Source organism: Mycolicibacter longobardus (assembly GCF_002102265.1).
Classification (GTDB): Bacteria; Actinomycetota; Actinomycetes; order Mycobacteriales; family Mycobacteriaceae; genus Mycobacterium; species Mycobacterium longobardum.
In genome coordinates, this window is the sequence record NZ_LQPG01000058.1 from 14,120 (window position 1) to 27,692 (window position 13,573).

7 protein-coding genes are annotated in these 13,573 nt (G+C 61.9%); 2 read left to right on the forward strand and 5 right to left on the reverse strand.

The features are described 5' to 3' along the window. Window positions 1–15: 15 nt before the first annotated feature. Complete coding sequence (locus AWC16_RS22875) at window positions 16–351, forward strand: helix-turn-helix domain-containing protein (protein WP_046188565.1); 336 nt, start codon at window positions 16–18, stop codon at window positions 349–351. 223 nt (window positions 352–574) lie between these two features. On the opposite strand, the gene AWC16_RS22880 is transcribed toward AWC16_RS22875, so the two are convergent. Beyond that, window positions 575–880: an antitoxin Xre/MbcA/ParS toxin-binding domain-containing protein gene (locus tag AWC16_RS22880; protein ID WP_157861720.1), complete on the reverse strand. Its 306-nt coding sequence runs from the start codon at window positions 878–880 to the stop codon at window positions 575–577. Between the two features lie 279 nt (window positions 881–1,159). Here AWC16_RS22880 and AWC16_RS22885 point away from each other — a divergent pair, with 279 nt between their 5' ends. Next, window positions 1,160–6,058, forward strand: a complete 4,899-nt coding sequence (locus AWC16_RS22885; protein WP_085267009.1) for a DEAD/DEAH box helicase — start codon at window positions 1,160–1,162, stop codon at window positions 6,056–6,058. Window positions 6,059–6,642: 584 nt separating this feature from the next. On the opposite strand, the gene AWC16_RS22890 is transcribed toward AWC16_RS22885, so the two are convergent. The 4 genes from AWC16_RS22890 to AWC16_RS22905 all read right to left on the reverse strand — a co-directional run bounded on the left by AWC16_RS22890 (window position 6,643) and on the right by AWC16_RS22905 (window position 13,524). Then, a complete protein-coding gene (locus AWC16_RS22890) occupies window positions 6,643–7,227 on the reverse strand; it encodes a hypothetical protein (RefSeq protein WP_131701183.1) in 585 nt (194 codons plus the stop codon). Between the two features lie 364 nt (window positions 7,228–7,591). Further along, window positions 7,592–8,188: a hypothetical protein gene (locus AWC16_RS22895; protein ID WP_046188574.1), complete on the reverse strand. Its 597-nt coding sequence runs from the start codon at window positions 8,186–8,188 to the stop codon at window positions 7,592–7,594. A 546-nt stretch (window positions 8,189–8,734) separates the two neighbouring features. Beyond that, window positions 8,735–10,009 carry a phospholipase D-like domain-containing protein gene (locus tag AWC16_RS22900; RefSeq protein ID WP_125079730.1) on the reverse strand — a complete coding sequence of 425 codons (1,275 nt, stop codon included), beginning with the start codon at window positions 10,007–10,009 and terminating at the stop codon, window positions 8,735–8,737. Between the two features lie 104 nt (window positions 10,010–10,113). Further along, the gene (locus tag AWC16_RS22905) at window positions 10,114–13,524 is read right to left on the reverse strand and encodes a serine/threonine-protein kinase (RefSeq protein ID WP_046188576.1); all 3,411 of its coding nucleotides are present in this window, start codon (window positions 13,522–13,524) and stop codon (window positions 10,114–10,116) included. Between the last annotated feature and the right edge of the window lie 49 nt (window positions 13,525–13,573).

Consider the following 13,573-nt stretch of genomic DNA (forward strand, 5'->3'; position numbering starts at 1 on the left):
GACAGGAGTAAATCGATGAGCAGCTATACCGACCGTCGCGCGCAGGTTCTGGCTGATCTCACCCCCGAGGATCGGGCCGTTTTCGATGAGGCCTACGCGACCGCCAGCGTGGTAATCGAGTTGGCCGAAACCGCCTACCGTGCACGCGAAGCCGCCGGACTAACTCAAGTCGAACTGGCCCGCAAGATGGGCGTCACCCAGTCAGCGATTACCGCCATCGAATCCGGCGTCCGTACCCCTACGTTCGAGCTGCTCGAACGACTTGCTCGTGCCTGCGGCCAACGACTCACGATCACGATCGACGCGGCCTCAGCGCGGTATCCGGGGACTGCCCCCGGCCAGGTTGACTAGACGAGCCCGCCGCCTCACGGACCGCTTACCGCCAAGTGCATTCGGAAGTCCGTCACCCGTGAACGCCCACTACCGGATCTCGCCCGCGAACGCGGCGTCAGCACCACCACCATGGCCCGATGGGCGAAAACCTACGGAGTACCGTTGCGACCGCGCGGAGGCGCCAGGAATAGCGCACAGGTCGCCACATGACGCCGATGACGCAGGCAAAACGCCACGGGCCTCAGGCGAAACTCCCGGCCCGCTCATTGGCAATCGCATCGAGCACTTCGCGGGTCCGCCGCCGTCGGATGAGATCCGCAGGCCGACGGTCACCAAGGTTGGGGTTCAGCCCGACGAGCCAGCGCTGAGCGTTCTCGATCGAATGCAGCTGCAACAGGTGGGCCATAACGACTTCGAGAAGGTCCACCCGCTCCGCGTTGACCCCATCGATTGCATCGCCGTCCTGCCACCGCGCGACCTGTGCGGCGTCCACCCCAAGTAGCTCCGCGAGACGCCGCGAGCCGAAGTCACGGCTGAGCGCGGTCACCTTCTGCTCCGTGGGTACCGGCATAACCCAACGCTAGCCCGCGTCGTCATTGCGGGCGACCTGGTAGGCATCGCAGGGTACGGCAACCACAGTCGCTCCGTCGCTCGGCAACGACAGCTACCCGCTGGCCCTGTCACCCCCACCGCGGATACTCCACGCCATGCCGACTGGTTCCCCAGGCCGAGGGTCTTGCCGCCGATCCGACGTGATCGAGCAAGGTGGCCTCGGGCGATTGCCTAAGGTCTGTAGACGCAACTATCGACAGCTGAAGGCGCAGGCATGGGTTCCATTCACGAGGTGATCGAGGCGTTCCGCAAGGCGCCGTCGAACTCCGAGCGTGGCACGAAGTTCGAGCAGCTGATGGTGCGCTACTTCGAGTTGGACCCGATGCTGGCCCAGCAGTACGACGCGGTATGGCGCTGGGTCGACTGGCCCGGCCGCGCAGGCAAAGCCGACACCGGGATCGACCTGGTGGCCCGCGAACGCGACACCGGCGATTACACGGCGATTCAGTGCAAGTTCTACGAGCCCACCCACACCCTGGCCAAGGGTGATATCGACTCATTTTTCACCGCATCGGGCAAGACCGCGTTCACCAACCGGGTGATCATCTCCACCACCGACCGGTGGGGCAAGAACGCCGAGGCCGCCTTGGATGATCAGACCAAACCGGTGCAGCGCATCGGGATGGCCGAGATCGCCGAATCGCCGATCGACTGGGACATCGCCTGGCCCGCCGGTGACCTGCACGTTGACCTATCGCCGGCGCTGAAACACCAGCCGCGACCGCATCAGGAACAGGCCATCGACGCGGTGTTCCGCGGGTTCGCCGCCGGCAACGAGCGCGGCAAGTTGATCATGGCCTGCGGCACCGGCAAGACCTTCACCGCACTCAAGATCGCTGAACGCACCGCCACCGACAATGGCGGCGCGGCGCGCATCCTCTTCCTGGTTCCGTCGATCTCCCTGCTGAGCCAGACGCTGCGAGCTTGGACTGCTCAAACCGAGCTGGACTTGCGGGCCTTCGCGGTCTGCTCGGACACCAAGGTCTCGCGCACCGTCGAGGACTACAACGTCCACGACGTACCCATCCCGGTCACCACCGATCCACAGCGCCTTGCCGATGAGATGGCGCACCGCAAGCGTGCCAAGGGTCTGACGGTGGTGTTCTCCACCTACCAGTCCCTGTCGGTGGTGGCGGAGGCGCAGAAGCTCGGGGTCGATGAGTTCGACCTGGTGATCTGCGACGAGGCCCACCGCACCACCGGCGTCACCTTGGCCGGCGATGACGAATCGAACTTCGTGCGCATCCACGACGCCGACTACCTCAAGGCGCAGCGCCGGCTGTACATGACGGCCACACCGCGCATCTTCACCGACGCGGTGAAAGACAAGGCCGCCGCGCATTCGGCCGAGCTGGCGACGATGGACAGCGAAGAAATTTACGGCCCGGAGTTTCACCGGCTGTCGTTCGGCGACGCCGTGGAGCGTGGCCTGCTCACCGACTACAAGGTGCTGGTGCTGACCATCGACGAATCGGTGATCGCACCTGGACTGCAACGCCAACTGTCGGCGATCGACGGGGAGCTGACCCTTGATGACGCCTCCAAACTGGTCGGCTGCTGGAACGGATTGGCCAAACGCGCCGGAACCGGACCCGACGGCAGCGGCTTCGCTCCCGGTGAAGTGCCGATGCGCCGCGCAGTGGCGTTCGCCCGGGACATCAAAAGTTCCAAGCAGGTCGCCGAGATGTTCCCGATCGTGGTCACCCGCTACCAGCAACTGCTTGATGAGCACGAAAACGATGGCCAACACGTCGAGGCCACCAACCGCGGCTTGACCTGCGCGGTGCACCACGTCGACGGCACCTTCAACGCCCTCCAACGCAACGCCGAGCTGACGTGGCTGAAGGGCGTTGTCGCCGAAGACGAATGCCGCATCCTCACCAACGCCCGCTGCCTGTCCGAAGGCGTCGATGTTCCTGCGTTGGACGCGGTGCTGTTTCTGCACCCGCGCAATTCGGTCGTGGACGTGGTGCAGTCAGTCGGGCGGGTGATGCGCAAAGCCGACAACAAGGACTACGGCTACGTGATCCTGCCCGTCGCGGTCCCCCAAGGAGTCGAACCGTCGACCGCACTCGGCGACAACCAGCGGTTCAAGGTGGTCTGGCAGGTCCTCAACGCGCTGCGGTCGCACGATGAACGCTTCGATGCGATGGTCAACTCGATTGCCCTCAACAATGACACCGACAAGAAGGGCGGTGTTGGGACCAACAAGCTGCTCGGCGGCCACATCGGCCCCATTCTCGACCACATCAGCGACCAGGACGACCTGGACGCCGATCGTGCACAGCAGATGGCCCTGTTCTCGCTATCGGCGTGGCAGGAGGCGATCTATGCCCGCATCGTCGACAAGGTCGGCACCCGCACCTACTGGGAGCAGTGGGCCGCTGACGTCGCCGACATCGCCTCAGCTCTGGTCACCCGGATCACCGCGATCCTCGACGGCGCGGACGGGGCGGCCACCGAAGCGTTCGGCCACTTCCTGCAGGGCCTGCGGGACAACCTCAACGACTCCATCACCGAAGCCGACGCGGTGAGCATGCTCGCCCAGCATCTGATCACCAAGCCGGTATTCGATGCCCTATTCGCCGGCCACGACTTCGCTTCGCACAACCCGGTGTCGCGCACCATGCAGAAGATGGTCGACACGCTCGGCGGCACCGGACTGGAAGCCGAAACCGCCCGACTCGAAGGGTTCTACGAATCGGTGCGCCGTCGCGCAGCCGAAGTGAGCAGCGCCGAAGGCAAGCAGGCGATCATTGCCGAGCTTTACGAGAAGTTCTTCCGCATCGGTTTCAAGAAGCAGGCCGAAGCGTTGGGCATCGTCTACACCCCCACCGAGATAGTTGACTTCATCCTCCGCGCGACCGACATCGTGTCTCGCCAGCACTTCGGCCGCGGCCTGACCGATGAGGGCGTGCACATCCTCGACGGGTTCACCGGCACCGGCACCTTCGTCACCCGCCTGCTGCAATCGGAGCTGATCACCGCGCAGGACCTAAAGCGCAAATACTCAACCGAGCTGCACGCCAACGAGATCATGCTGCTGGCCTACTACATCGCCGCGGTCAACATCGAGACCACCTACCACGCCCTGGCGGGCAAAACCGCCGACACTGACGACTACGAGCCGTTCCCCGGCATCGTGCTGGCCGACACCTTCCAGATCAGCGAAGCTGATGACTCGATGGACTCGCTGATGTTCCCGCACAACAACGCCCGCATCGAAGCCCAGCTGGCGACACCCATCAACGTGATCGTCGGGAATCCGCCGTACTCCGTGGGGCAGACCAGCGCCAATGACCTGAACGCCAACGTGAAATACCCCACGCTGGACGGGCGGATCGAAGACACCTACGCGAAGCGGTCGACCGCGACCAACAAGAACAGCCTCTACGACTCCTACATCCGGGCTTTCCGCTGGGCAACTGACCGTATCGGGGATGCAGGCGTTGTCGGGTTCGTATCCAACGGCGGCTGGATCGACGGCAACACCGCCGACGGGATCCGGCTATCCCTGGCCGACGACTACTCGGCGGTCTACGTCTACAACCTGCGAGGGAACCAGCGCACCGCGGGTGAGTTGTCTCGTAAGGAGGGCGGCAAGGTCTTCGGCGCGGGCAGCCGCAACACCGTCGCCGTCTTCGTCGGGGTCAAAGGCGCCGACCGCAGCGGGCCGTGCGACGTCTTCTACCACGACATTGGTGACTACCTCAGCCGCGAGGACAAGCTGCGGATCGTAGATGAGACCCAATTCGACGCCGTGGATTGGAAGACCATCACCCCGAACGAACACGGCGACTGGGTGAATCAGCGCGATGACGCCTACGGCTCATGGCCTGTGATCGGGGATAAGAAGCCTGCTCCAGGATCCGTCACTATCTTCACCACGCTCTCGCGCGGACTGGAGACGGCGCGGGATGCTTGGGTGTACAACTACTCCCGCCAGGAACTTAAAGCCAACGTCTCACGCCTGGTCACCAACTACAACGATCAGCTCGAACCCTTTGACAGCTACTGCCAAGCCCAAGGTGTAACCCGCCGTGACGAGAAAGCCGTCACCGCATACCTAGCTCAGAACCCACACGCAGCGGACGAGACGCGCATCAAGTGGTCGGCAACCCTCAAACAACACCTCGCTCGCGGGACGGTGAGTGCGTACTCAGGCGAGGAGGTGCGGCGAGGTTGTTATCGCCCGTTCGACGTTGAACACGTCTACTTCGGCCCCATGCTCAACCATCGGCGTGGCGAGCTGGCACAGATGTTTCCGACGCCACACCACAAGAACATCGGCTTCCTCGTGCTTGCACCGCGTGACGGCACGCAGTTCGCGACCCTCGCGACAGACCTGCTACCTGACCTATCGTTCTTCACGTACACGGCGCAGTTCTTCCCTCGATGGACCTACAAGAAGGTCGAATCCACGGACGGTGAACTGGCGCTCCACAACAGCAGTGGCGACGTCGACGAGTACGGCTACCGCCGCGTCGACAACATCACCGACGGCATCCTGGCTCTCTACCGCGAGGCCATCGGCGACCAGGTGACCAAGGACGACATCTTCTACTACGTCTACGGCCTGCTGCACGATCCGGCCTACCGGACGGCGTACGCCGCGGACCTGAAGAAGATGCTGCCGCACATCCCGACCCCAGAGACCCGGGAGCGGTTCGGCCAGTTGGCCGACGCCGGCCGCCGGCTGGCCGAGCTGCACGTCGGCTACGAGTCGGTCGAGCCGTATCCGCTTGAGGTGCAACTCAAGCCCGGCGGTGATCCGTCAAGCCGTGAGACGTGGCGGGTGACGAAGATGAAGTGGGCCAAGAAGAAAGACCCCGAGACCGGTAAGAACGTCGACAACGTCACGACCCTGCTCTACAACGGCAAGGTCACCATCACCGGCATCCCGGAAGAAGCCGAGCGCTACATGCTCGGCTCACGTTCGGCGCTGGCATGGATCATCGACCGGTATCAGGTGAAGACCGACAAGGCGTCGGGAATAGTCAACGACCCCAACGACTGGTGCGACGAACACGACGACCCGACGTACATCATCGAGTTGATTAAGCGGGTTACAACTGTCAGCGTGGAGACCATGAAAACCGTTGATAGCTTGTAGCCAACTGCAACCTCCAACCTGCCGTAGGAGGTTTCGACTGGCGGCTGTTTGGACCGTGGATGTCGCCGGGGTCTGCTGCACGGATTGGTGACATCTTCACCTGATTGTGCAGCGGAGCCCCGTTCCTGCAGCCCGGGGGAACTCCGTGCCGCGTGCGATCAGTCGGCACTAGCGACAGACTGTAGGTGGATAGAGGTGCCAAGCGCCGTCAGCGAGGAACGTAGACACATGACCCACAATGAAACGAACATCTCAGAAAGTGGGCCATTATGGCCCGATATCACCGAACTGTTCCAGGGGCCCGAAGATCGGGCATGGGCTGCCGACCGAGACCGCTTAGTGCACGACGTGGGTGACCCGTGGAGCAGACATGATGGCAAACCCAACGGCCCCGACGACAGGTGAATACCGGTCGGAATGACGCCGTTGCTCAGGTCTAAGTTTCGGCGGGTCGTCGAGGGCTGCCGGCGCGATGCGCCCGAGAGGGCCGACGGAGTGGCATATTTGGTCATTATCGGCGCGGAGGACGACCCGGCCGGGGCGCACTGCAGGCACCAGACGATCGAGTAGGAGTCTCGTGGGCGTCAGAGTCGAAGCCTGTCCAACATGGCGCTGCTCGGACTCTTTTGCGTCCGCCAGGGCTGAGGATAGGAGTCGGGATGGCGCAGCACCCGTGCGTATTGTGCCTTCAAACTCGCCAGCAGCATCGGGCGAAGATCGCCGTCATCCGGCGCCACCGACAAAGCGCATAGAAGAACTTCAACGGCGGTGTCGTAGTCATCGTATTTGATCGCGGAATAAACCGTCCGAGACTTCCAGATCAACGGTGGCCATCCCTCTGCTGTGCCCGAATAAGCTTTCGAACCCGCAGGAGACGCGATGGGTTTCGCTTCCGCCACCAGTTCCTCCGGCAAACCGGCATACCGAGGGGGTTGCATCATCTCGACTTCGGAATCGCCTGCAATCCAACAAAGCTCAGACCCCGAGGTAAGTACGCCACGCATGTCGCACTCAGCGAAGACGTCGTCGCTCGGTTCGAGGCCCGTCCATGCCGTAACAGTTGTACCCAATAGCTCTGATTCTTTGATGTCCGTGTTCTCACTGGTCGGGAGGAGGTTGACGTGCAGCAGCTTTACGCGGGAGAAAGCGGGGGTCCGGTCCAGTCGCAACGGGGTCTCCTTGAAATGAACTTCATGGCAGGCAGAGCCAACGAACGGCGACGCTAGCAGGAGGCGCAGACCGAACCCCAACTGGCCGCACCGTCAACACATGCTCAGTGTGATCGCCGACTACCTGCGGAACCGGTACCTCATCAGCGCATTCTCGGGCTGGCCGAGGAGATGACGACACGAGGTGAGACAACCAGCATCGCCGCAGTTCAGCGCATCGTCGTATGACACGGAGCCGGCAACCCTACACTAGTATTACCCCGGCATTGCTCGTAGCCTTGTTCGCGGTGGGCGTCGATAAGTTGTTGGCATGTCGGCAGATAACGACGTCGCCCCGGCGGTGAAGTCCCGGCCGACCAGGTCATCATGCGCCGGCGGACCTACAGGGGTACGGACCCTCCCTGCCGAGGGCACCTATCAGAGTTTTGATTCGCAGGAGCGAAATTAGGCCGCCGAGAAATATGATGGCCAGCAAGAAGTGCGTCGTAGCACCGAAAATGAATGCAGGGCTGCACTTTGGAACAGTCGCTAGCGAAGCTAGGGCTACAGCGATCGACGCTAGGCCGATGGCAAAGAAGGCCGCTAGGTTCGCGGCGGCGAGGCACCGGGGTTGTCTGGAAACGCGCGAAACTCGATCGCCGGCGTCTGAGCCGAGCTGGTTCTTTTGCGGATCGGAAAGTCTTTCTTCGCCGTGTAGTAGTTTCTGCTCCAGAATGCGGATGGAATTCACCCTCACGGATGCCAGCACCAAAAGCTGCACCTGGTAACACAATAAACCCCAGAGCGGGATTCCGATGAATGCCAGTGCCCACGCGTTTTTGATAAAGTTTGAGCCGAGCGCAGCGAACACGAGAGCTCCGTACGTGGTGATCACGTAGAGGAGATTCATGTTGGCTTGGTAGATGGCGGAGCCATCAGCGCGGTCCGCCAGATAGATCGTCGAGATCGGGTCGTCGGCCATTGTGTGGAGCGTTAGCCTCTCTGGCAGCGATCGCCGCCACCGGAAACGTTCTGAAAAATTTTCTGCGCCAGCCCACCTGGCGATGAGGGTACTGCAATGTTGCGGTCGCGCCAGGGATGCGCTCGATATCACCGCACAAGTTCTTGCCAGTCGTCCTCGACATACTCAAGGAGATGCGGGTCTGGTTTGGTCGTCGACACGACGCCGGACACGAGCCGCTCGACAGCGCCGACACCGCGGACGCCCAACACGATTGGTTATTACCGGTGGCCACTGCTGTACGAGGGTTGCCGTAACGGGCGTGGGTTTCCCGCGACTGCGTGGTTCTCGCCAGGGATCCGTGTTGCCGTGCGAGATCGACAGTTTCTTCTTAGCCAGCCGTTGCACTCGCTCCCTCTGGACTCACCCGTCGAATAAGGTGCTGTCGCCCGGCCGGCTCCAGCGGTGATCCGCCGCCTAACTTGGTGAAGGCCGCGAAGGCGTCGTAGCGATAGCGGCTGTCGGCGTTGCGCAAATGCCGTAGGACTGGCCCCGACAAGGCGAGGCTCAGGTTAGCGCGCGGGGGTCAACCCCATCGACGTTGAGGACATCGATGTACCGCGCGAAGGCCTTGTCGACCTCGCTTTTGATCTGGACGAGCGTGCCTTCTTCCATGCGGTAGGTCCGGTTCGGATCGCCTTTGAATGAGAGCCAGTTGAAGCTGGTCGTGATCCACTGGTCGTCGAAGATCAGGATCTTGGCGTGGGTGTTCTGCAGGCGGACGATCCGCAGCTTGTCGTATCGAGCCGCCAGGTTGTTGAGCCTGCGAAGCGCAAAGTCATCCGATCCGCTGTCATCTGGCCCGTATCCGTGACCGATATGCACTTCAACGCCTGCTCGAAGCCGTCGCTCAAGGGCAGCAACGAAATCTGTGTTGACCACCCCGCCCTTGACCCAAGGTGCGATGATCAGCAGTCGCTTCTTGGTGCCGTTGAGCGCCTTAGTGAGCAGCTGCGGGTGCTCATGGACGTCGACACTGCGCACCGCAATGTCCTCGATGCGTTGCGGAATCTCGACGGATTCGTCGCCGTCTCGGATCCTCAACTCGCCAGCGGCCCTGAGGATCTCGACCTGATCGCCCGTCACCCGCTGGTCCTCGAGCTCGGGGGCTAGAGTCGGACGAGGCTCCGAGCGTGCTACAACGATCCCAAGTTTGACGACGGCATCCGTGGCCGCAAGTTCCAGTCCATGGTTCGGCTGAAGGTCTCCATCAACGCATAGCCCCAGTTCCACCTCGCCGGAGTCAGGATCGCCATAGATCAGCAGTTGGGCCGGCATATACAGGTGTAGGTTCTGTGCCGCGATCTTTCGAACGCGCAGGACCTCCACTTTCCGCGTCCGGTCGTCGCGTGACTCGACCAGCTCGTTGAAGCGTTGCACGGCAAGGTCGTCTAGGTTGACGCGCGAGCTCTTCTTGGCCGGCAGAAGCACGAGGCCAGCTTCCAATGCGTCCCGCTTCTTGAGCAGGCTGGAACGCGTGTAGTCCTCGGCGTTCCAGACGAGCCGATCGAACGGCACGTTGAGTTGAGTCAAGATTGGCTGTACCGCTTCGGCATTGCGCGCGGCTTCTAGCCCCAGCGTCGTCAGGCCAAGTTGTCCGCTCCAAGCCTTGGTGAGGTTGTTTGAGCTGATCTGGTCGGCGACTGTGGTAACGACCTGGCTGCGCTGTAAGCCAAGGAGTGCAGCGATCTCATCAATCTCACGAACCCCGGCGTGCACGAACCGCAGAATGAATTCTTCCAGCAGGGGGAGCGGCTTGCGTTCTTGAGCCAACACGTCCACGCGGAGCATCGTGACCGGTAGGGCGGCATCGACCACCCTAATCAGCTGGAGACCCGGCCTGTGGTCGCCGAACCGGCGCCGAATCATTTCGGCCGACGTAAGACTCATCGCTCCGCCGTCCGCAGTTCGCAGTCGTCCGGATGTGTCTCGACATAGGTCAGGACCTTCTTCAAGGCACCGGTTGTACCTCTGACGAAGCCAGCGTCGCCGACGATGGTGAGGCCGAATCGAGCTCGGGAGAGCGCAACGTTGATTCGTCGCCAGTAGTCGGGGCCGATGAAGCCGAGTTCAGCCCTGGAGTTGCTGCGCGTCACAGAGAAGAAGGCGACATCCGACTCACGCCCCTGCACGGCATCGACGCTCATAACCGTGATCGACAGGTGCCGCAATCGGTTACCAAGGGGAGCAAGCTGCTGTTTTAGGTCGGCGACTTGCGCAACGTATGGCGCGATCACAAGGACATCTAGCCGTTCACGGTTCCTCGGCAGGCCGACGACCTGCTTGTCGATGGATCCGTTCAGCACCGTCAGTCGATCGACGACGATGCGAGCCTCGGCACGGTTCGCGAAGCTCTTGCCCCTGCCCTGGGGAGCTGCTTCTCGGCGAGCCTCGCCGTGTGCCGACGTATCGAGCCACAGTACGGGCTTGCCGTAACCCAGAGAATAGCCGTCGAGCCCGCCGTCATTGGGGGAGCGCAACTGCTCTTTGTAGAAGCAGGTCGAGATCATGTCACCGATCGGGCGGATCATCCGGTACTGCTGATTAAGCATCACCTGGGAGTGTTCCGGCAATCGGTCCGTCAGTCTTTGGAAGAGCGTTTGTTTGACATATTCGGGCAGAAGCTGGTGGTCATTCATCAGATCCTTGTTTCGCAGCAGGTCTTCGTCGACTGGCGGCAGCTGGTTTGTGTCACCGACGACGACCCAGCGCTTGGCTCGGGAAATCGGCACCAAGGCTTCGGTGAGGGTTGCTCGAGACGCCTCATCGACGATGCACAGGTCGATGTCGAGATGCCGCACGGCGGGATGCCTGAGGTATCCGACACAGGTTCCAGCGATAACGCTCGTCTGGTCGAGGAACGTGTTTGCGAGGCCAGGATCCGAGGCGATCCGCTGCAGCCATTCGCCCTGCAACTGGAGCCGGGTTAGTAGCTGCTGCGCCTCGCTGCTTCCACCTATGAGGGCATCTACAGCAGTCATAGTGTCCTCTGCAGTCATCTCGACTGACAGAGTCAGGTCGCTGCCCAGCTCGGATTGCGCCTCGGCTAGTAACTCATCTCGGAGGTCAGCCAGCGCGTCGACCCTGTCTTGCACCGATGTTGTGGAGGTTGGCTCTGACAGGGATGTTGCCAACTCCGACCGCTGATCTTCCTCGTCATCTGGACGCGCGGCCTGGAGGTGGTCGAGTTGTGCCAGGGCGGCGGACAACTGCTGTAGCGCCAATGCGGCTCGCAGATGTGACGGTGGCAACCCCGCTTCAGTGGCACGTGCTCCGAGGTGACTCTCCGCGTTCTTGCGCACTGCTCGTGCCCAACGCTTCATCTGAGCATCGAGCAGAAAGTGCCGCACTGATTCATCGACGCGATTCGGGTCAGCGCTTGCGAGCCTGACCATGCTGGCTTGACCGCCGTCGGCAAGTCGCTGCAGTGCGTTATCCACGGCGACGTTCGTCTGCGAGGCGATGAGCACCCGTGCCTCGGCGTTTACCCGCAGTGTCTGCTCAACGAGCTCAGCGATGAAGCTCGTCTTGCCTGTACCCGGTGGTCCTTGGACAACGAAGATGTCAGGCGATCCCATCGCTGTCTCGATGGCCTGGCGCTTGCGTTCGTCCAGATTGCGGTTCCAGATTTGGATCGGAGCCGACTTGGGCTCCGTGTTGCGGCCGGGATCGAGCAGCAGCTCCCGTAGGTCCGAGCGGGCTGACTTGTCGCGCTGAACGTCGTCGACGGCCCTACGCTGCCGGTTCAGAGCCGCTTCGTCGGGGCCAAGGTGCGGATCGAGGACGGCCCGGTCGGGAAGTCCCTCCCACCTCCGAGCACTCAGGATGACAACTCGGTCGGCCTCGTGATCGATGACTTCGCCCCATCCGAGCTTTCGGTCGGTCACCAAATCTCGAACGCGCCATTCTGTGCCGACTAGATCGTGATCTACCGCGGTTTCTAGAATGAACGTGGCCTCGCGGCCCCGTGCCTGCCACTTTTTGTAGGGAAGTGGCTTCTTCTCTCCGCGGGCAAGCTCTTCGCGGGCATTCAGTACTCGACGCCAGATGTCGAATAGTTCGTCGCCGTCTCGCTCCCCTCCGTCAGTTGGGTCCGCGTGATCCCGAGCGGCGTAGAAGGCATCGACGGTGTCGATCAAGGTGGCGATGCCGGTCCTGGCTAGAACAGGATTGGCCGGCTGGCTAAACATCCAGTCGAAGATTTTCGGCACCAGAAGTGCTCGGCGCCTGTGATTTTCAAGTCGCTCGAAGTCCAACTCTGCCGCTTTGATGATCACAGCGCCGCTCTCGTCGGACTTCAAAGTGAAGCTCCAAGCCTCGCCGTCGATGCGGATGCTGTCACGCTGGGGTTCGCCCGACTCCTGGTCGTTGAAGAAGGAGGCGTAGACATCCCCCGACAGGTCGGCGTTTGCCTTGCCGATCGCCTCCTGTCGTGCGTCATCGCTACCCGCCAGCGCTCTGACCGCCGATTTCGTAAGACGCAGCCAGACGGGATTTCGCGCGAGCTGCTGTTGCGCCCGTCTGCGCTGTTGGATGGCCTTTAAGCCGCCTAGGAGGTCGCCGGCGTTCTTAGGCCGGGCGTCAGGCTGCGTGGCGATGCACGAGCCCAGCAGATGCCGAACATCAGGAGGAACGGGGATTGTCTCCAATGCCCGTTCGACACCTGCGAGGTCCTTAAGTTGCTCCTGGGTCATGCATTGAATGAGGAGAACACCCATTGAGTAGACGTCTCGCACGTACTGGATATCTGCGTTGAGTTCCGGCGGTGCGTACGGCTTCGAATGCCAGGCTGCGACGGTATGCGAAGTTGCTGGTGCCTCGCCCCGGATCTTCGCGATTCCGAAGTCTGCGAGCAGTGGAACGCCGGAGTCTGAGACAAGGACGTTCTGCGGCTTGATGTCTCGGTGCTCTATCTGCTTCAGATGGGTGTAGGCGAGCGCATCCACCAACGGCAGCGCTATCTCGGTAGCCAGACGATCCCACGAGTCCCAAGGCCCGGATGCCTTCAGAACATCGTCGAGGTTCCGCTCGACCCAGTCCAGGACGAGGACGTAGGTGGCGGTCTCGTCTATGCCGGACCAGCGGCAGCGCACGATGTTCGGGTGCGAAAGGTTCTTGAGCGTCGTCGCTTCGTTATTGAAGACCTTCCGGGTCACATCGTCGGACTGACCGGAGAGCAGTTTAACTGCAACAAATGATTCGTCGCGATCATCAATCGCCTTGCGAACGACGGAGAAGGTCCCGCTACGGCGCTCGACCTTCAGAAGCATGTAGTGGTCGGCAATGACGTCGGGCATGCCCAGACCTCCTCTTGTTGTCGACGCTGACTGACGGGAGATCCCTATC

What these genes read in the sequence shown, in the direction of transcription:
- AWC16_RS22895 (WP_046188574.1), bottom strand. Translation starts at nt 8,188, where the DNA reads ATGGCCGACGACCCGATCTCGACGATCTATCTGGCGGACCGCGCTGAT.
- AWC16_RS22875 (WP_046188565.1), top strand. Translation starts at nt 16, where the DNA reads ATGAGCAGCTATACCGACCGTCGCGCGCAGGTTCTGGCTGATCTCACC.
- AWC16_RS22885 (WP_085267009.1), top strand. Translation starts at nt 1,160, where the DNA reads ATGGGTTCCATTCACGAGGTGATCGAGGCGTTCCGCAAGGCGCCGTCG.
- AWC16_RS22905 (WP_046188576.1), bottom strand. Translation starts at nt 13,524, where the DNA reads ATGCCCGACGTCATTGCCGACCACTACATGCTTCTGAAGGTCGAGCGC.